The sequence below is a fragment of the Candidatus Phycosocius spiralis genome (assembly GCF_030158815.1).
Classification (GTDB): domain Bacteria; phylum Pseudomonadota; class Alphaproteobacteria; order Caulobacterales; family Aquidulcibacteraceae; genus Aquidulcibacter; species Aquidulcibacter spiralis.
On sequence record NZ_BPFZ01000004.1, the window covers coordinates 73,717 to 92,353 of the forward strand.

Genomic DNA, 18,637 nt, shown 5'->3' on the forward strand with positions numbered 1-18,637 from the left:
CTATGGGAAATCCATGATCGATTCCATTTCAGACGGCGTTTTGCCCGACAACCTATTACATGCTTTGGCCAAGCAAGGTGCCATCAGCGCACCGACCACTTTTTGCGACACCCAATTTCAACCCGCCAGCCTTGATCTTAGACTGGGTGATTATGCTTATCGGATCCGCGCTAGCTTTTTGCCAGGTGCTGGGCGAAGTGTTGCGCAGCGCTTGGATGAGAGTGATCTGGTGCTGCATAAATTGAATCTGCGCGACGGAGGTGTACTTGAAACGGGGTGCGTCTATCTGGTCCCCCTGCAAGAAAGCTTGGCCTTACCTGAACTCGTGAATGCTTTGGCCAACCCCAAAAGCTCAACCGGGCGTATTGATGTTTTTGTAAGGGTTATTACCGATGGCGCAACCAGTTTTGACCGCGTGCGCGCAGGCTATCATGGGCCATTATGGGTCGAAATTTGTCCACGCACCTTTTCTATTCTGGTCCGCCCGGGCGACCGCTTGACGCAATTACGCTTGAAGAAGGGGATCACCCCGACATTAGAGCGCCACGATCTTAATCTGGATTTATCCCATGCCTCATTAGGTCCGATTATCGGCTACCGTGCCCGTCGGCATGCGCCATTGCTTGACCTCGCTAAAATCGGGAAACACGCGCCGCGCGATTGGTTTGAGCCTTTAACCGCGCACCATGGGACCTTGGTATTGGATCCGGGTGAATTTTACATTCTCGCCAGCCAGCCGGGCCTTTCGATCCCTGAGGATATTGCGGCGGAAATGGTAGCAACGGCAGAGGATTTGGGGGAGTTTCGTGCCCATTATGCAGGCTTTTTCGATCCAGGTTTTGGCGCAAAACGCGGCAATGACCGAGGCGCACGCGGTGTTTTAGAAGTACGCGGCCGTGATGTACCCTTTGTACTGGAGCATAATCAGCCGGTCGCCCGCTTGATTTACGAGCCCCTATCCGCGCCACCCGACGCGTTTTACGGCGAAAATGGCAGTCATTACCAAGGGCAGGGCCTGAAACTGTCGAAATTGTTTGAAGCGTGGTCTTAGGGTTTGTGGATCTACCACTCGATAGATCAGGCGGCTGTTTTGGGCCAGAATGGGCACCAAAAGCGAGTCCTAGTCCCTTGGCCCTTGAACTTTCCCCCTTGGGCCATGCCCCTTCACCGCCTTTGGGGCACCCGCAAACGGGGTAGCTGGCCGCGAAGCGGACTGAAGGGGCATTATCCAAACAACCCCCCGCTCTGAAAACGTGCGCCTAGATTTTGCGGCTAACCAGATCGCCTACATGTAACGGCAAGGATAAAGCCAAAAACAGCGCAACCCAGACGATACCGGCATTCGTCAGTGCTGCGCGCAGCGCCAACATTATACAGGCACCGGGTCCAAGCGCTAAAACAAGAGCAAATGCGCGCGACTTCAGTGTGCCATTCTTGCCCTTGAGCGCCAGATAGATAAACTCGATCAAAAGCACGATGAGGGCCAGATCAACCGCTAAGCCCGAGCCGAAGATCGCGTTTAGAAAAGACAGGCTCGCCTCAAGCATCAATGGCGTCTCATGTAGGCGAAAGACCCAGTAAGTGCCCCATGTCTTTGAAGAAAATACGAGCATGTGCCGCAGGTTTGGCACGCACCAATTCCTTATTCATATAGGCCTGCCAGGTCAGATATTGGACATCTGGGTCCGCGCAGATTTGGACGAATTTCTCGCGCCTTTTGTCATTGCGGTACCAAAAATGCTGCATGATCCCCAAAACCCAAAACACTTTGCCATGGGCTTTCATAAAGCGCTTGCGCGCGTGCTTTAGGGCGGACACTTTACCGGCCTTTAAGGCTTCAGTGACGGCAGTGGCGGCTTCACGACCACATGCCATCGCATAATAAATACCCTCACCAGAAGAGGGTGCAACCACACCGGCGGCATCGCCAGCCACCAAGACATCGCGCCCATTATCCCATCTTTTTAGCGGCTTTAAGGGGATTGGAGCACCTTCCGTGCGCACAGTTTCATAAGTCGCAAAGCCAGAAGCGGCGCGCAAATCCTTGATGGCACCGCGTAAAGAAAAGCCCTTGTGCGCGCTACCAACCCCAATGCTGGCCGTATCGCCGTGGGGGAAGATCCAGGCGTAAAAATCAGGCGACAAATGGCCTTGATAATAGACGTCACAGCGGCTGGGGTCGTAGTCGGCCATCACATGATCGGAGATCTTGATGATCTCATGATATGCGAAAACGCAGGGGATTTTGCCCGCTCCTTTGATATTTTGTTTGGCGACTTTGGAGCGCGCGCCGTCGGCACCAATGATGTAGCGCGCACGGATGCTTTGGGCAGTACCGGTCTCATTCACAAAATGCACATGGCTTTGGCCATCTGCTGTGCGTTCAATGGTACTAAACTCACCACGGATGCGCTGCGCGCCAGACGCGCTGGCGCGCTCACGTAAAAATTCGTCAAATGTATCGCGGTTGACCATGCCAACATAGCCATTCTCAATAGGCATATCCACGGTTTTCCCGCTGGGCGCGATCATACGCGCGGCAGTCGCATGCGCGCACAACAGATGGGTTGGGATATCAAAATCGCGCATTAAGCGCGGTGGAATGGCCCCGCCACATGGCTTAATGCGTCCAGCCTTGTCCATTAAGGCGACCCGGTAGCCTTGCCTTGCCAAATCATCAGCAGCGGTGGCTCCACAGGGACCACCACCAACAACAACCACATCAAATTCAGACTGTTTGGTCATGGCTTTAATCCTAAAGAGAGAGATCCAAGATCGGGATCGCTGCGTTGGGTTGCCTTGGGGCTTGGTGCAAGGCGAATGGCAAGATAGGCAGCGAAGAGAAACATCAAAGCTTCAAGGGTGAACACAATAAAGAAGGCCTGACCATTAAACGGCAACACTGCGCGCAAACCGTCAACACCCGCAGCCCCCAATAGGCCACCAAGCCCGAAAGCGATGGCTTGCGCCGCGCCCCAAATGCCCATCCGCATGCCTACGCGGGATTTTTGACCCATGCCAGCCAACCCCATCATGGAGCCAATAGCAGAGACCGCAAACACGCCGTTAAAGAAGCCCAATGCCAAGACGTTTGGTTTGAGAGGCCAGGCTGTGCCGATTTTTGCGGCACAGGCAAGGCCAAGCAAGGCCAATGCGGAACCGATGCAGCCTATCGTAACCCATGGCCCCATCCAGCTTGACGAGGTTTTGTTGTTTCCAGTGTCGGTAGCGGCAGCTTTTGTAAAACGGCCGCCCAAAGCACCGGTCAGCACCATGCCAAGTAACGTGCCCATGTTTTGTAAGCCCGACATTTGGGTGGATTGTCCTGGTGTTAGATGAAAGATCAGCCCGGCAAAGGGCTCAAGAATGAGGTCTTGGGCGCTATAGGCTAGCATGGAGACAAAAACGAAGATGGTGAAATGACGGGCTAAAGGGTCCGCCCAAATCTCTTTGATGGCTGGCCAAAAGCTTGGTTCGTCTCCTGCTCCAGCTTCATCAAGCGTTTCTTGTTCATTGGCCTCTAAAATTTCGCCAGGTGCCAACTCAACCTTGTGGACTGCAAAGAGCGTGATCAAGAAGGCAGCACCTGCAACCCCAGTTGCGGCGAAGGCTAGTTTTTGTGGGCTAAATGGCTCGATTAGCGCCCCAACGACAATTGAGGATATCACAATGCCTACAATCATCATGATCCAAGTGATGGACGCCGCCGCCGGGCGGCGCGTGGGGGTCACACGGGTTGCTAAAAGTGCCAACAAGGAAGTGCCCGACGCGCCAACCCCAATGCCAATCATCACATAGGCCACAACCGAAACAAGGAGACCCAAGATCGACGTGTTCGCTGTCATCAAAGCCCCATCCGTCGCACCCAAAGCGCCTAGGCACAAACAAGCCATACCGCCAATGATCCAGGGCGTGCGACGGGCACCCATATCCGAGCCATAGCCCCAGCGTGGTCGGGTAATTTGAACGGCAAAATGGAGGGCAACCAAAGCTGCTGGAAGGAGCGCAGGCAGCGCCATTTCAACCACCATAACCCGGTTCAGCGTTGAGGTTGTCATTGCCACGACCGCACCTAATGCTGCCTGCACCAGACCAAGACGGACGATGCCCAGCCAGCCGAGCGGTTGATAGGTGACCGCGTTCATGGATGTCCTCCTAGGCTTGATCCGACAGCGATTGCACTGGCCAGCATGCCCAACACATAAAGGCTGGTGCCAGTCGCATTATACCATGGTGTGTGTTTGAGTGGGTCGCTTAAGAGACGACGCATTAATCCAAATTGGGCCACCAAGGCCAGTCCAACGGCTACCCCATGATAGGGTAATCCCCAGTGGACAAGTAGCGCTACAACTATGATCTGGGGCAATGCCATGACTGCACATGCAAAGCGCGCAGCTTTATCCACGCCCATAATCACGGGTAAAGAACGCAGGCCCAATTGGCGATCACCTTCCACGGCTTTGAAGTCATTGAGTGTCATGATCCCATGCGCACCCAAAGCGTAAAGGCCTGCGAGGATAAGAATCTTTGGATCGGGCAAGGCTTGGGTCACCACCGCAGCCCCAGTAAACCAAGTGATGCCCTCATATGACAATGCCACCCCAGCAGGACCCCACCACCCGCTTTGCTTCAGGCGCAACGGTGGGGCGCTATAGGCCCAAGCCAGAAAAATCCCCAAGGTTGCGGCGACACATACCCAGATGCCCAGAGTCGCAGCAAAGGCTAAGGAGGCGCATGTCCAGATTATGGCAATCCATAGACCCCATTGTCCGGGAATACGACCAGATGGAATGGGCCGATTGGGTTCATTGATGGCATCGACATGACGGTCATACCAGTCGTTCACAGCTTGGCTTGTGGCACAGATCATCGGGCCCGCAAGGATAGAGCCCGCCAAGGCTAAATGCCATTTTTCAGAAAAAGGGGCACCAGAGGAGACGACCCCACACATGAAGGCCCACATAGGCGCGAACCAAGTAATGGGCTTGAACAATTCCAACACCGCCAAAGGGGCCGGAAAACCGGATCGCTGTGCTGGGGCCAAGGTTTCATGCATAGCTGAAACCTATGTTGGACATACAAAAGTGTCAATTAAATTCGACACGTGTTGCCGGGCTTATGTTGTCGCAAAGTCCGCAATTCCTTCGATCTTAAATCGGCAGAATGTCAGGAATGGATAAAGCCCAAGTGCCTATATTGGCAACGTCTTTATTGGCCATCGTCTTCAAAATTTCCAATGCCAAAGCGATGAAGTTTGGAATAAAGGCTTTGACGGCTAACACCAAGGATTTCAGCGGCTGAGGCGCGATTATTTCCAGTTAGTTCAAGGGCAGCTTCAATGCACAGACGTTCAACAAAATCGGTCGTATCACGCACTATTTCTTTTAATGAGACACGCCCAACCAGTTCACTCATATCAGCAGGAGAGCGGACAATCTCTAGGTTTGGAGGCCCACGCTCCACATCCCGGCGACTGACGCGGCGAATACTGAAACCAAAAAAGCTGCTATCACCCTCGGCAACTGAAACTGCGCAAATCTCGACGTCTTCAACTTCGCCAAATTGGGTTTGTACCACAGTCGGAAAATTTCGCACCATTCCGTGCTTGGTTAAGTTTTCGAGGAGAATATTGCGGTCAACACCTGGACGGCCCAGAAAGCGCGATAGAGAAATACCTTGAGCCTGTGCAGCAGAAGCTAGGTTCACCATATCTAAAAACGCAATATTTTGCGTCAGTATGGTCAATTCATGGTCGGTTACAACAAAGCCATCTGGTAACAGATTGATCGCTTTGAGCACACGTTGTGAAGCGTCACCAAGTGCGGGCTCCAATGGATTGGCCGGAAGCAATCTCACCAAAAAATGCGTTGACCGATCTTGTCGAAACAAGGATGCCGTGACTTGAAGCATGCGCCCATTTGAAATCAGGTTAGTTTGTTGGCCAGATTGATTGGCAGTGGCCTGCGCAATCGAAAGCAGTGAGGCAGCATCGTCTTGGCATTGGGACGCAAAAAGCTTGGCGAATGACTTTCCTACCAAAGTACCATCACCATCTATTAACCGATCTGCCGCTATATTAGCTTCGCTTACACGCCGCGTTGCGCCATCGACCACTAGCACCGCTTCACCGGTTGATTGAAACAACATGCGATAGCGCGATTCAGATAGACGCATACGCGCATAATCCCGCTCCATCGACTGTTGAGCTTGAAGCAGGCGTTGTTGCAAAACTGAAGCGGCGCGGTGATCGCGCCCTATCGCAATGATGCGACCATCCTCGCCTGCTCCAAGGGCAACATAACGAAGCGGAACACTATCGCCTCGTCGAGAGGGGTGATTGAGTTCCCGCCATCTGATGGCTTTATCTTCCGCGGCATCACGCAACATTTCTTTGACTTTAGGGCGACATTCTTGGGTTACTGTGTCGAGCCAAGGCTTATTCACCCAACCCTCAAAATCATCCAATTGCAGGTCGGTATTGCCAACAGCTACATCGCAAATAACCCCATCGCGGTCTAATATCATCGCGACATCGCCGCCTGCTGCCAACACTTTTACCGCAACCGAAGCCTCTAGGTCCCCAAGAGCTGCTGGCTGCAGCAAGGGGCCAAAGTTCTGATTGGGGTGGAGATGTTCCATGGGCGAGTTAAGAACCTTGTTGCAGGCTTGCCGCTCAAGCCCGAGTGGGTGCACTTATAGGACTTCTTCAGCAAAGACGATAGCATGCCGTTGGTTACTGGCAGCGTAACTTAAACTTATTATGCTCATATAGAAGTGTTTCGGCAATTGCGATAGCTTCACGACCATCCCTAGCTGAGCAATCAGCACCCACATAGGTTGCTATGTCAGGTCGCTCAGTCATATAGCGCCCACCCACCATAATATGAAGCGTGGGATTGGCAGAGGCTTCACGAACTTTGCTAATTAACTCAGTTACAAAAGGGACTTGTGCCGCTGAACCTATGCCAATGCCTAAGACATGAAAGGCCTCATATTTAACAAGGTTTAACACGTCTTGGATCGAAACATTGGGCTCACATAACGTGCGCCAACCGGCATGGGCAAATAATTCGTCCACCATGCGGATACCAAAACTATGTAATTCGCCAACAGGGGTTACAAAAAGGCCAGTCGCCACATCGGGGCGCATGGCATAATCATGCCGACAAGCCTCGCTCAGTCGCGCTAACAAAGTGTGCATGCGACCCAAGCCAATGGTGACATCGGAAAAGGATACCGTATCCATTTCCCACATTGACCCAAGAAGTCGCGCTGCGGGGGCCATCAGGTCCACATAGATTTCATCCAAACGCATGCCCGATCTAAGATATGCCAACATGGAGACTTCTAAATCGTCAACCTCCTGGATCAAAATCATACGCACGAGATTTTCCACGGCGAGCTGATCGATTGGGGTTCGTTTAAGCAAGTTTGAGGTGATGTGTTCAATAGGCGGTTTATGGGCCAACATTAGGCGTGGGATGATGTTGCCTTCCACCATCTTGGCCAATAACGCCGTTATGGTCGTATGTTTGGAAGGATTTTCAGACTGGCTTGGATTGGGATCATTGAGACGCCAAGCGCTGTTGGTGTGAGAGTTAAGGTCTTCATGATCTAAGGTCCGTGGATCAACATGCTCCATACTTATCGTGGTGGGCATTCAAATCTCCCAATTCATCCGGAGTCACACCGTCTCTTGCGCGCCCAGCTACGCGCTGCCCACTCACCGCGCCGCCCCTAAATTGGGTGCCATGTGGTGAGTCATCCCAGCCAAGGCTGCGGCTATTGAGATAGTCTTGTCAGCAATTGGCCGACTAAGCTTACACGAAGATTTAAGATCGCCTAGATGCAATTTGCGAATTTCTTAACTTTGAAGCAAAAAGTGTCAGTTTGTTTAGGCGTCCAAATAACTTGACAATAGCTGGAGGCATGCGAAACTGCACAAGATCGTGCGGCGAAAGTGCGTCACCTTGCTGGAGTTTTAGGATGTTTTCCTTGCATAAGATCGCAGAATCAAAGGGTTCGCTTCCATTTTGCGAGCGCGATTTTGCAAGAGCGATAGAGCAAGATGCGACATTTCCCCAAGCTAAACCGAAGGCGACTTTGGTGGGTGATCCCGCAGAGGGTCACTGCATTTTGTATCCTGAGCTAAACGCTGACAGAGGCGCTCCTGCCATGTGGGACATTTATGGGCAGAGTGCGAAGCCAGCAAACCAGATTCATAAGCCCCTTTATACGCCTGCCCAGCGGGCAAGGCGGGATGCATCAAAATGGACCTTGGTCCAAGCTATTTTGGCCCCAATTCAATTTTTGGTTTTTCTCATCAGTTTGGGTTTGATCGGGCATTATATGGTTACTGGGCAAGGCTATGGTCTAGCGACCATGTCGATCCTTGTAAAAACGGCCCTCCTTTACACCATTATGATCACCGGTTCGATCTGGGAAAAAGTGGTATTTGATGCTTGGCTGTTTGCGGAAGCATTTTTTTGGGAAGACGTTTTTTCGATGTTGGTCCTCGCCTTGCAGACACTATATGTCTTGGCCTTGGTGTTGGGTTGGTGGACACCGCAGCAGCAAATGTTCATCGCTATGGTTGCTTATGCTACTTATGTGATCAATGCGGGCCAATTTTTATGGAAGCTCCGCCTAGCGCGTTTGGAAGGGCAAAAATCTCACCACAGCTGCACCAGTCTCGCCTTGGAGCATCCTGCTTCTGAGCAAGCCGCAAGGGAAGATCTGGTTCCCAACAAGCAATGGGCGGGCCTGATATCATGAATGGACTAGCCACCCATAATGAGCTTGCCTGGCGCAAAATCATTGTGCGCATTTTGCCGTTTGCAGATTCTGCAAGTCCAGAACTCCCCCTTGGCCGCCTATTGCGATTGTCTTTGTTTCAAATATCAACTGGTATGGCTGCCGTTTTGCTAACTGGGACGCTCAACCGGGTCATGATGGTCGAATTAGGTGTTAGCGGAACTTTGGTTGCTCTTATGGTATCGTTGCCACTTTTATTTGCACCGCTACGCGCGTTGATTGGCTTTAAATCAGACATACACAAATCCTATTTGGGTTGGCGGCGGTTGCCCTACATCTTTTTGGGATCGCTTGCGCAATTTGGCGGATTGGCAATCATGCCTTTTGCGCTTTTGATTTTGTCGGGCAATGGGCAGGGCCCCGTTGTGATCGGGCATATCAGTGCTGCTTTTGCCTTTTTGTTGGTGGGTGCAGGTATGCATACTTCCCAGACTGCGGGCCTGGCATTAGCCACCGACCTTGCAACACTGGAAACGCGCCCGCGGGTAGTGGCGCTTTTATATGTGATGCTCTTGGTTGGTATGTTGATTTCGTCCTTAGTGCTTGGCGGCCTATTGGTTGATTTTGGCCCCATTCGCCTCATCCAAGTTATACAGGGTGCGGCTGTGGCAACCATGGTGCTCAACACTGTTGCCGTATGGAAACAAGAAGTTCGTAATCCCGAACTTACCGCCCCGCATTTGCCGCGCCCGGCCTTTAAGGATCAATGGCGGGCGATGATCCAACATGGCAGCACGTTGCGCCTTTTGGTTGCAACCGGCCTTGGGGCTGCTGCCTTTGCAATGCAGGATGTTTTGCTTGAACCTTACGGTGCCGAAGTATTGGGTATGAATGTGGGCTCAACAACCATGCTGACCGCCTTTTGGGCGGGAGGCACTTTGGTGGGCTTTGCGATTGCAGCCTATCAATTGAACCGTCAAGGTGAAGCGCATCGTCTTGCTGGATATGGTGCCCTGATCGGGGTGATGTCTTTTGCTTGCGTGATTGTCTCGGGTGCGATCGGGGCCACGCCGCTGTTTGGACTTGGCGTTATGGGCATTGGTCTGGGGGGTGGCTTGTTTTCGGTAGGGACCTTGACTGCAGCCATGGCGTTGTCGCAAGGCGGTCACCAATCTGGCTTAGCACTTGGGGCATGGGGTGGTGTCCAGGCAAGTGCTGCGGGACTAGGCATCGCTATCGGCGGTGGCTTGCGCGATGTTGGATCACACTTGGTTCAAGCAGGTCTTTTGGGGCCGGCAATGGTTGGGCCTGCAGCTAGTTATGGCATTGTTTATCATTTAGAAATTGGCCTCCTTTTTGCCGCTTTGATCGCCATAGGGCCGTTGGCGAAGCATGCTCCAGAGGCGGTATCTGAACCTCAAACCCACCCAAATATGAACGAAGGCGGATCCCGATTTGGACTCGCTGAATTTCCGACCCTTTAACACCACGGAGAAGAGACATGTATAACCAATATTTCGCGGGGACTGTGGATATAACCGAGATTGTACTTTACGTTTTTTTTGGTTTGTTTGTCGCATTGATTCTATACTTGTTGCGCGAGGGACGCCGCGAAGGCTTTCCATTGGAGCATGATGTTACGGGTGAGTTAGAGCCAACCCCTGGCATCTTTTTTCGTGCTCTGCCCAAATCCTATCATCTCTCAGATGGGACTAAGCTCACTAAGCCTGATTTTGTGCGCGACAGTCATGTTAAATCCTATAAGCGCACCGCTCCTTGGTCTGGTTCGCCACTGGCACCTGTCGGTGATCCATTGAAGGCAGGTGTTGGGCCAGGATCTTATGCCATACGCGCCGATAAGCCCGATATGACGTTCCATGGCACACCGCGCTTAGCGCCATTACGGATTGCCACCGATTACTCAATCGATAAAAAGGATCCAGATTTACGTGGCTTCAGCTTGGTTGGTTTAGATGGTGTTTCCGCCGGCGTCATATCTGACATTTGGGTTGATCGCTCGGAATATTTAGTTCGTTATTTGGAAGTGGAAATCGCGTCTAGAGCCAGAACTGCCAAGCACGTACTGGTACCTATGACCATGTGTGTGGTGCAGAAAAACCTAAATCGTGTGCGCTTGGATGCTGTGCTGGGCAGTCAAGTTGCAGGCGCTCCTACCTTGGCGAACCCTGATCAGATCACCTTGCTTGAAGAAGAAAAGATCGTTGGCTATTTTGGTGCTGGCTATCTTTATGCAACACCTGCTCGTTCGGAGCCTGCCCTATGAGTGTGGAGCATGATTATGAACCCGTTCGCGGTCTTCCCCGCGACCTGCCACCAGGAGAGACCATCGTGTGGCAAGGCGAGCCTGATTGGATTTTGATGGCCAAGCGGGTATTTAGGGTGCACTGGGTCGCACTCTATTTCATGGCCTTAATGGCGTGGCGTATTGTTGATGGGGTCAGCCAAGGCCAAATTCTCAGTAACGCGATCGTTACAGCCCTATGGGTTGCTCCAATTGGTTTGGTTGGCATTGCAATCTTTCTGGGCCTTGCCTATCTCAATAGTAAGACCACTGTCTATACGCTGACCAATCGCCGGGTGGTCATGCGCTTTGGTGCTGCTCTGACCAAGGCCATCAATATACCTTATAAAATTATTGAAAGCGCGGCCCTTAACGCCAAATCGGATGGAAGTGGCGATCTTGCCATCCAATTGGTCAAACCCAATAAGATTTCAGTTATTCTTTTGTGGCCACACGCCCGACCTGGCCATATTGCTGCCCCCCAGCCTACATTCAGGTGTCTGCGTCATGCCGCTGAGGTCGCGCCGATCTTGGCTGATTGTTTGCGCCAAGCACACGCTCACGATGGGGCGCAAGATCATGTCAGCGTCCTAGATATGGGCACACCGGCCCGTCCAGCTTCTCAAGCAAACACACCCAAGCGAAACAAGACACCATGCCCTGCACTCGACGTCACGGCTAGCGCGTTTTAGGTTCTTGGGTTCATCTCTTAATTAGGCGAACCTGCCGATTTCATAGCCATGATTTAACAGAGACATAAAACGATCTTTAACATCACCAAGGGAACCAACCAATGAGTGCGATTGACCATGAACCCTTCCCTAGAAGCGCTTTAATTGCAGCGGGGGGGTTGGTGGTTATCTCCCTCGTGGCCGCGGCTTATGGGCGCTATCAACATTTGAATCAGTCGGTTGATGGTGCCCGTGTGATGCCATTAGCTGTCCAAGAGCTCAATTTGCTTTTCGCCGATCAAGCCGATGGTAGAATTTTAGTTCATAATGCCGACACCGGCCAGCTGATTTTGACTATTCACTCTGGTGAGGACGCATTTATGCGCGCGGTGATGCGCGGTTTGGTTCGCGATCGTAAAGCGCGTAAAATCGGCCCTGAAATACCGTTTAAACTTTCACATTATGCGAATAAACGCCTGATTGTTTCAGATCCGACAACGGGCAAAGAGATTAACCTCAATGCTTTTGGGCCAACCAATGAAGCTGCCTTTATGCGCTTGTTTGAGGCAGCCAAATCACCGTGAGCACCGTGAAGCCATTTTGAAGCTCGATGGTTAGGATGGAACTCGTATGAGTATTGCGCAGCTTGCCTTACCCATTATCACCACCGTCTTTGCTTGGTGGTTTAGCACTGGGCTGATTTTGATTTTGGTACGGGTTCACGCCAAACATTATGGCACCGTGCTGGCTGCATTTGCTTTGGTTGTTGCTGTGGCCATGGGTGGTGTGATCATCACTGCCCCACAAGATACCCCCCAGGCGGCTTATTGTGCTGCAGGTTGTGCGCTTTTGATCTGGGGTTGGCATGAAGCTAGCTTTCTGATGGGCAAGATAACCGGGCCCCGACCATCGCCTTGCCCTTCTGAAGCAAAGGGTTGGCAGCGGTTCAAATATGCCACTTTGACGGTCATCCATCATGAAATTGCACTGTTTTTGACTTTAGCGGCGCTGATTGGGCTGACCTGGGGACAGGCTAATCCCTTTGCTGCGTGGACTTTTGGGATTCTCTTTGCCATGCGTATCAGTGCAAAACTGAATATTTTTTTAGGAGTGCCTAATCTAACTGATGAATTCTTCCCTCCCCATCTTGAGCATCTAAAATCCTATCTGCCTAAGCGGGGGATGAATGCACTGATGCCGGTTTCGGTTATCTTGTCGCTGACATTGTCTGCATGGCTAATGATACAAGCCGATCGTGCGGTTGAAGGGTCAGGGATGGCAACGGGCTATTTGGTCTTGTTCACCTTAACGGCTTTAGCCCTTCTTGAGCACTTTTTTATGGTTTTGCCAGTAGCGGATGCGACGTTATGGCGCTGGGCCGCCCCCCTTAAGCCACAGACAAACAAGCATGATGCACATCGCGAGGACCAAAAGCCCAAACAAAGATTTAGTGAATAAGCCTTTGTTCAATACCCGCAACGGGTCACGACAAGCTATAGAATGTTATCATGTTTGCATGAGGTGCACACGCTTCACCAGCTATAAATTTATGACCATTCATGCCAATAACCAGCCATGAGAGGACGGTGATGAACCTCAGTTTGAAAGCAACCCAGTCAAGCACGATCATATCTGCCATCGGTAGGGATGGCGCTTTGGTGCCCATCGAAAAGATGGCTGCACATGAACAAGGCGTATTGCATTTGGCGGTATCGGTTTTTGTCTTTTGTGGGCGTGAAGTACTTTTGCAGCAACGTGCGGCCTCCAAATATCATTGCGGGGGGCTATGGGCCAATACGTGCTGTACGCACCCCTATTGGAAGGAGCCTGCTAGTATAAGTGCCCAGCGACGTTTGCGAGAGGAAATCGGCTTAAACTTGCCGCTAACGCCTGCCAACATGATTGAGTATCGGGCGCACGTCTCCAATAATCTGATTGAGCATGAGAGGGTTCACATTTTTTTTGCTAATGTTGAAAGCACAGATGTGGCTGTTGCACTGGCGTCTGAAGAAGTCGCCCAAGTTCGTTGGGTCGATATTGACGCCCTCAAATCCGACGCCATTCAGAATCCTGCGTTTTATGCACCATGGTTACGGATTTATTTATCGCGCTGGGCCGAATTGGGTTTGCAGGTCACCTAAGCACATAGAAAATAATCTAGCCTATCGGATCAGCTAACAAGGTACGCAACCCATGTATGATCTCGTCGCGCGCGTCTTCAATCGATAAGGCTTGTTCATGGCGTAGAACATGCCAATTGTGCAAGCTAAAAATCTCTTGTAAACAATGGATTGTGGTATTATTCGCCAAAACAGAAGCGGGTAAAATCAATTCCACCGAACGATGATCGCGTTGGATATATTTGGTATAGTCATCTCTCAGGAATTGGTAATGACAACGTCTATTAAAGGCTGACAAGCGAAATGGGTAAACATGTTCAAAAATGGTCGTCCGGTGGTAACTAGATTTTCCATGCGCTCCTGCCAAGGTGCACTAGGAATTTCACTGCGAATTATGGGTTGAATCTCTGCATAACCTAATCACCGACTTCCTGATAAAGTCTTTCCATGTCTTCAAAATGACGAAAAACTGAACGCAACAGGCTTCGGCAGTCTCGGCAATTTTTGCTGCATGAGGGGTCATATCACCAGCTTCGATCAGCACGAGTACTGCTGTAACAATCTTTTCACGACTAGATTGGCTGCGAACCCGCCGTCCATTTACGCTAGGCAAAAGGCAGCATTGAACTAAATGTGGCCTCATCTGTTCAATGTTGCGCCAATTGACCTCGTTTTCAAGCCTTAAAGTTAGATCTATCATAAGGCATGCGAAAACGGGGGATTGATACCTTAAGATTGTTTAGGCACTATCAGAAAAGGGCTAAAATGCAGGCTGGGCATGGCCTAAAGCTGTTACAGCTTATAAAACATAGACTTGGGACCAATTCGTTGGACGCAACCAAGCCTATTGCTTACCAACCCTACTCATGGCTTGAAGATGCTGGTCGCGCAGGACGCGCATGCGTTCAGAAGGTGTTGCGGCGGTGGAGGCTTCAAGCAGGGCCGCCCGCATGCTGGCGCGTTTGTTGTGAATGGCAACCAAAATTTGCCCCATAGGGACGCCCGCCTCGACCAGAATAGCTTCGCCCACTTGCAGGCTTGCCTCTAAAGCCTCAGGCACAGCCTCGCGTACTCCAAGGCTATAAAGATGGACCGCGTGTGCACCATCGCGGCTGCGCGCAACAATTGGTAGATCAGGTTGTTCTAAGCGCGCAGCTTTCACCACTTGATCGACCGCCGCGCCGCCGTCCATGGTGACAACCAAGGCACGTGCGCGATCAATCCCGCAAGCGCGCAGGAATTCGCCGCGTGACGCATCACCAAAATACACTTTTCGCCCCATCTTGCGGGCCCGTTGCACCCGGTCGAGGTCAGAATCAATAGCGACATAAGGTATAGTGTGCTCGGCCAATAAATCCACAGATACCATGCCAACCCGTCCGTAACCTGCTACAATGACATGGGGTTGTTCGCTTTGACTGGCCTCGCTTGCCAGTTTAAACTCACTGTCGTTTTGGCTAGGTTTATGCCCAGTCGGCGCAAGTGAATAGTTTGCCAGTAACGGGATCAGGCACATAGAGGCTGCACCTACTAAGAGTGCAAAATCGGCTTGGTCTGGGGAAATAAGTTTCTCAGTAACAGCTAGGCCAAGGACGACAAAAGCAAACTCCCCACCAGGACCTAGCATTAACCCTGCCTTGAAAGCCGATGCGCGCTTAATACCAAAAAAAGGCGCAAATCCTGCAATGATGGCTGTCTTTACACCGATGAGACCAAGGATGGAGAGGGCAATTTCAAGCGGGCGTTCAAAAATTTTCGCGCTATCCACACTCATGCCTATTGAGACCAGAAATACGCCCAATAACAAGCCTTTGAAGGGTTCAATGGTGGTTTCAACTTCGCGGCGATACTCTGTTTCTGCAAGCAAAAGTCCAGCAACAAATGCACCAAGCGCCATAGATAAGCCGGCCGCTGCGCTACCTAGTGATGTTGCAATCACAACCAATAAGCACGCCGCCATGAAGATTTCTGGACTTTTGGTACGCGCTGCTTGACGAAAAAGTGGCCGTAGTACGAGCCGACCCACGACGATGGTAAATACCACAGCAAGAAGTGCCACAACCAAGCTTTGAATCAAACCAAAAGTGCCTAAACCCAATCGATCTGGCGCAAGCATGGATAATGCAAACAATATGGGCACGACCGCTAAATCTTGAAACAATAAAACCCCGAATGCACCCCGCCCAGTGGCACTTGAGAGGCGCTTTTGCTCCGCGAGAGTTTGTAAGACAATGGCCGTGGAAGATAAGGCAAGTGCAATGCCGAGTACGCCAGCTGATACACCAGATATTCTAAGGGCGAAATAACAAAAACCCCCAATCACCAGCGCTGAAATGACAATTTGAACACTCCCCAATCCAAAGACGACTTTTCGCATTAGGTTCAAACGCTCAAATGATAATTCTAAACCTATTGCGAACAGGAGGAACACGATGCCGAACTCAGCCATGGTCGCAATTGAAGCACGATCTTGGATGGTAAAGGCGCTCAGCCATGGCACATTGTCCACAAGTCCACCAAGGCCTGAGGGTCCAAGCAGGATACCGCACAATATAAATCCAAGAACTGGACTGATTTTAAAGCGATGAAACAGGGGTACAACAATCGCAGCAGCGCTTAAGATGATAACAGGCTCTTTAAACGCTGCGATGTCAATAAAAGTCGCCAAACCTGTTTCCTCTCTATGTGTCCCTAACCAATATTAGGTTCAGTCTGGTTATGAAGGAAGCCTATACTAGATCTGCGTAACCTTATAATGATCTTAAGTGAGACAAGCTGGATTTCTGCACAACAGTCGTAATTAGGAAGGGATGACCACAGATATCTCCTATCTTGCCTCATTGAGGTTTAAATGCTCTAGTCCTTGTTTTCTGGCATCTGTAACAGGTCGATACCCATGAAAAAGCAACTCATGCATCTAAGCAGACGTAGGCTTGGTCAGGTCGCGTTAGGCGTCGCGATAGGAGGGGGTTGGGACTTGTCACTTTGGGTAAATGTGTATGCGGCCGAAAAGGCTGAGCCCAAGGGTACAGGAAATGATTCAGGGTTTTTGGGGCTAAGTCAAATCACATCTAATGTGATGCAGAAATACCGTTTTGTCGCGGTGCTCCAAGTTCAACTTGCAATTGTGGTTGCTGAATTTGCTAAGCGCGATAAAGCACAGGCAAGCATGCCGATTTTGCAGGCCGAATGGCGCGGCACCACCCAAGATTTCGCCAATAGATTCATCATTCCAGGTCGTGTTCCAGATGCTGTAATATTGGGACAAAAATTGCAAGCTAAAACCGATGCGGTCTTGGGTGCAGGTGTTGCACGTCTAGTCTTATTGTCTGTGATTTTGCGATAGGGTGATTTTAGTTTAAGCGCACAATTACTAGATAAAATCATAAAATCAATTGTTTAGATCATAGTTTTGCCACTACATGGCTGAAATGCCGCCATCAACTTTGAGTTCTGCCCCCGTTACAAATTTGCTTTCGTCGCTGGCTAAATACACGGCGGCATAGGCCACATCGTCAGGCTCCCCGATATGGCCTAAAGGGATCTGACGGGCGAGCTTGGTGTGGGCCTCTTCCTGTGAGGCTATCGCGCCTGCAATACCATTTAGGATTGGTGTGTTGATAAAGGACGGATGGATAGAGTTGCAGCGGAAGCCAGGGACTTTGCGGGCGCAATGTAAGGCCACGGATTTGGTCAACAACCAAACCGCTGCTTTGGCGGCATTATAGGCTGCATAATTGGAGGCGGCGATCAGACCAGCGATGGAAGATATGTTGACAATGGCACCTGGACCATGCGGCCTCATCACACCCAGAGCATATTTGCAACCCAGAAACACCGAATCCACATCGACCGACATTACCTTTTTCCAAGTATCATAGCTTTCTGACTCAACCGATCCCAAGCTGCCGATACCCGCATTATTGACTAAGACATTGAGACCACCCATCGCCTTGTCTGCCAGATGGACGATCTCAATCCATTGCGCTTCCGAGCATACATCGTGCTGCAAGGCGGTTGCCTGACCAGGATAAACCGAGTTGATTGCCGCCGCACTTGCTTGCGCGCCCTCGCCATTGAGATCGGTGACCACCACGTGCGCGCCCTCTTTGGCATACATTGTCGCAATCGCCGAGCCAAGCCCTTGAGCGCCGCCTGTGATCAGCGCCTTTTTACCAACCATTCGTCCTGTCATGGTCATTTTCCCTCTTGTCATGATTGGTGGCATAAGCTGCCCCAGATTGCGCTTCCTAGTCGATCTAAGCTTTGAGCTGAACACTGACGGTTACGCAAGAGCGCCGAGATTGGGCCCCAAATCAGCGCTGCTAATTCTTCGCTGTTGAACGACCCAAACACCCCCAAAGCACGACCGTCACGAGCAAAGACTGCACTTGCCCTCATGAAAGCGCTGGAGGCAGGCATGGGTGACCTTGCCAAAAAGGCGGCAATATCTGGCTCTTCCAGCGCAAAAGAAGTTAAACGCGACCACATCAGATTATAGCGTTCCAGCAAACTTAGCCGGGCTGGAAAAGGGGCAAAAAGCGCGGCCTCAAATAAAGCGCGAGCTCTTTGATGCAAAAGTTTAGCTAAAAAGGTTTTAGATGGGGCGATGCGATAGAGTGTGCCCACCGCACAGTCGGCCGCTTGAGCAAGAGTGGGCATGGAGATACTGTCCAGCGTGTCGCCTAGGCTAGTCGCGGCCCGTAATAGTCTATCCTCAATGTCTTCAATAGGGCGTGGAGATCGCCGCTTCAAAGGATACTCCCATCAATGAATTTTTATTCAATGAA

At 51.1% G+C, this 18,637-nt stretch carries 18 protein-coding genes; 9 read left to right on the top strand and 9 right to left on the bottom strand.

Annotated features, from left to right (window positions below; all coding sequences use genetic code 11):
• Positions 1-13 precede the first annotated feature (13 nt).
• On the top strand, positions 14-1,051 hold the full coding sequence (locus tag PsB1_RS04380; RefSeq protein WP_284359335.1) for a 2'-deoxycytidine 5'-triphosphate deaminase domain-containing protein: 1,038 nt from the start codon (positions 14-16) through the stop codon (positions 1,049-1,051).
• A 208-nt stretch (positions 1,052-1,259) separates the two neighbouring features.
• Here PsB1_RS04380 and PsB1_RS04385 read toward each other — a convergent pair whose 3' ends face one another.
• From PsB1_RS04385 to PsB1_RS04410, 6 genes are all read right to left on the bottom strand, one after another.
• Positions 1,260-1,547, bottom strand: coding sequence for a hypothetical protein (locus tag PsB1_RS04385; RefSeq protein WP_284359337.1), 288 nt, complete (start codon positions 1,545-1,547; stop codon positions 1,260-1,262).
• Between the two features lie 10 nt (positions 1,548-1,557).
• The gene (locus PsB1_RS04390; RefSeq protein WP_284359338.1) at positions 1,558-2,745 is read right to left on the bottom strand and encodes a geranylgeranyl diphosphate reductase; all 1,188 of its coding nucleotides are present in this window, start codon (positions 2,743-2,745) and stop codon (positions 1,558-1,560) included.
• The gene (locus PsB1_RS04395; protein WP_284359339.1) at positions 2,742-4,145 is read right to left on the bottom strand and encodes a BCD family MFS transporter; all 1,404 of its coding nucleotides are present in this window, start codon (positions 4,143-4,145) and stop codon (positions 2,742-2,744) included. The genes PsB1_RS04390 and PsB1_RS04395 overlap by 4 nt, the downstream gene beginning before the upstream one ends.
• Positions 4,142-5,056, bottom strand: coding sequence for a chlorophyll synthase ChlG (chlG, locus tag PsB1_RS04400; RefSeq protein WP_284359340.1), 915 nt, complete (start codon positions 5,054-5,056; stop codon positions 4,142-4,144). The genes PsB1_RS04395 and chlG overlap by 4 nt, the downstream gene beginning before the upstream one ends.
• A 152-nt stretch (positions 5,057-5,208) precedes the next feature.
• Entirely contained in the window at positions 5,209-6,639 is a 1,431-nt protein-coding gene (ppsR, locus tag PsB1_RS04405; protein ID WP_284359341.1) for a transcriptional regulator PpsR, read from the bottom strand.
• A 94-nt stretch (positions 6,640-6,733) separates the two neighbouring features.
• A complete protein-coding gene (locus PsB1_RS04410) occupies positions 6,734-7,660 on the bottom strand; it encodes a cobalamin B12-binding domain-containing protein (RefSeq protein ID WP_284359342.1) in 927 nt (308 codons plus the stop codon).
• 326 nt (positions 7,661-7,986) lie between these two features.
• Between PsB1_RS04410 and bchF the strand changes: the two genes are divergently transcribed.
• The 7 genes from bchF to PsB1_RS04445 all read left to right on the top strand — a co-directional run bounded on the left by bchF (position 7,987) and on the right by PsB1_RS04445 (position 13,868).
• Positions 7,987-8,775: a 2-vinyl bacteriochlorophyllide hydratase gene (bchF, locus tag PsB1_RS04415; protein WP_284359343.1), complete on the top strand. Its 789-nt coding sequence runs from the start codon at positions 7,987-7,989 to the stop codon at positions 8,773-8,775.
• The gene (locus PsB1_RS04420; RefSeq protein ID WP_284359344.1) at positions 8,772-10,238 is read left to right on the top strand and encodes a BCD family MFS transporter; all 1,467 of its coding nucleotides are present in this window, start codon (positions 8,772-8,774) and stop codon (positions 10,236-10,238) included. The genes bchF and PsB1_RS04420 overlap by 4 nt, the downstream gene beginning before the upstream one ends.
• A 17-nt stretch (positions 10,239-10,255) precedes the next feature.
• Positions 10,256-11,038 carry a photosynthetic reaction center subunit H gene (puhA, locus tag PsB1_RS04425; protein ID WP_284359345.1) on the top strand — a complete coding sequence of 261 codons (783 nt, stop codon included), beginning with the start codon at positions 10,256-10,258 and terminating at the stop codon, positions 11,036-11,038.
• Positions 11,035-11,748 carry a photosynthetic complex putative assembly protein PuhB gene (puhB, locus tag PsB1_RS04430; protein WP_284359346.1) on the top strand — a complete coding sequence of 238 codons (714 nt, stop codon included), beginning with the start codon at positions 11,035-11,037 and terminating at the stop codon, positions 11,746-11,748. The genes puhA and puhB overlap by 4 nt, the downstream gene beginning before the upstream one ends.
• A 101-nt stretch (positions 11,749-11,849) precedes the next feature.
• A complete protein-coding gene (puhC, locus tag PsB1_RS04435) occupies positions 11,850-12,311 on the top strand; it encodes a photosynthetic complex assembly protein PuhC (protein WP_284359347.1) in 462 nt (153 codons plus the stop codon).
• Between the two features lie 46 nt (positions 12,312-12,357).
• A complete protein-coding gene (gene puhE / locus PsB1_RS04440) occupies positions 12,358-13,185 on the top strand; it encodes a putative photosynthetic complex assembly protein PuhE (protein ID WP_284359348.1) in 828 nt (275 codons plus the stop codon).
• Between the two features lie 131 nt (positions 13,186-13,316).
• Positions 13,317-13,868 (top strand): isopentenyl-diphosphate Delta-isomerase, encoded by a 552-nt coding sequence (locus PsB1_RS04445; RefSeq protein WP_284359350.1) that lies wholly within the window; start codon positions 13,317-13,319, stop codon positions 13,866-13,868.
• Positions 13,869-14,691: 823 nt separating this feature from the next.
• Here the strand turns inward: PsB1_RS04445 and PsB1_RS04450 are convergent.
• A complete protein-coding gene (locus PsB1_RS04450; RefSeq protein WP_284359352.1) occupies positions 14,692-16,515 on the bottom strand; it encodes a cation:proton antiporter domain-containing protein in 1,824 nt (607 codons plus the stop codon).
• 228 nt (positions 16,516-16,743) lie between these two features.
• Between PsB1_RS04450 and PsB1_RS04455 the strand changes: the two genes are divergently transcribed.
• Positions 16,744-17,193 carry a hypothetical protein gene (locus PsB1_RS04455; RefSeq protein WP_284359353.1) on the top strand — a complete coding sequence of 150 codons (450 nt, stop codon included), beginning with the start codon at positions 16,744-16,746 and terminating at the stop codon, positions 17,191-17,193.
• Positions 17,194-17,265: 72 nt separating this feature from the next.
• Here the strand turns inward: PsB1_RS04455 and PsB1_RS04460 are convergent, their stop codons facing one another.
• Together PsB1_RS04460 and PsB1_RS04465 are read right to left on the bottom strand one after the other, a co-directional pair.
• Positions 17,266-18,042, bottom strand: coding sequence for an SDR family oxidoreductase (locus PsB1_RS04460; protein WP_284359355.1), 777 nt, complete (start codon positions 18,040-18,042; stop codon positions 17,266-17,268).
• Positions 18,043-18,059: 17 nt separating this feature from the next.
• Entirely contained in the window at positions 18,060-18,602 is a 543-nt protein-coding gene (locus PsB1_RS04465; RefSeq protein ID WP_284359357.1) for a TetR/AcrR family transcriptional regulator, read from the bottom strand.
• Positions 18,603-18,637 lie beyond the last annotated feature (35 nt).

Coding starts and splice junctions, on each gene's coding strand:
- PsB1_RS04460 (WP_284359355.1), bottom strand. CDS start 18,042: ATGACAGGACGAATGGTTGGTAAAAAGGCGCTGATCACAGGCGGCGCT.
- ppsR (WP_284359341.1), bottom strand. CDS start 6,639: ATGGAACATCTCCACCCCAATCAGAACTTTGGCCCCTTGCTGCAGCCA.
- PsB1_RS04385 (WP_284359337.1), bottom strand. CDS start 1,547: ATGCTTGAGGCGAGCCTGTCTTTTCTAAACGCGATCTTCGGCTCGGGC.
- PsB1_RS04420 (WP_284359344.1), top strand. CDS start 8,772: ATGAATGGACTAGCCACCCATAATGAGCTTGCCTGGCGCAAAATCATT.
- PsB1_RS04395 (WP_284359339.1), bottom strand. CDS start 4,145: ATGAACGCGGTCACCTATCAACCGCTCGGCTGGCTGGGCATCGTCCGT.
- puhA (WP_284359345.1), top strand. CDS start 10,256: ATGTATAACCAATATTTCGCGGGGACTGTGGATATAACCGAGATTGTA.
- PsB1_RS04455 (WP_284359353.1), top strand. CDS start 16,744: ATGAAAAAGCAACTCATGCATCTAAGCAGACGTAGGCTTGGTCAGGTC.
- PsB1_RS04445 (WP_284359350.1), top strand. CDS start 13,317: ATGAACCTCAGTTTGAAAGCAACCCAGTCAAGCACGATCATATCTGCC.
- puhC (WP_284359347.1), top strand. CDS start 11,850: ATGAGTGCGATTGACCATGAACCCTTCCCTAGAAGCGCTTTAATTGCA.
- PsB1_RS04380 (WP_284359335.1), top strand. CDS start 14: ATGATCGATTCCATTTCAGACGGCGTTTTGCCCGACAACCTATTACAT.
- puhE (WP_284359348.1), top strand. CDS start 12,358: ATGAGTATTGCGCAGCTTGCCTTACCCATTATCACCACCGTCTTTGCT.
- puhB (WP_284359346.1), top strand. CDS start 11,035: ATGAGTGTGGAGCATGATTATGAACCCGTTCGCGGTCTTCCCCGCGAC.
- PsB1_RS04390 (WP_284359338.1), bottom strand. CDS start 2,745: ATGACCAAACAGTCTGAATTTGATGTGGTTGTTGTTGGTGGTGGTCCC.
- bchF (WP_284359343.1), top strand. CDS start 7,987: ATGTTTTCCTTGCATAAGATCGCAGAATCAAAGGGTTCGCTTCCATTT.
- PsB1_RS04410 (WP_284359342.1), bottom strand. CDS start 7,660: ATGCCCACCACGATAAGTATGGAGCATGTTGATCCACGGACCTTAGAT.
- chlG (WP_284359340.1), bottom strand. CDS start 5,056: ATGCATGAAACCTTGGCCCCAGCACAGCGATCCGGTTTTCCGGCCCCT.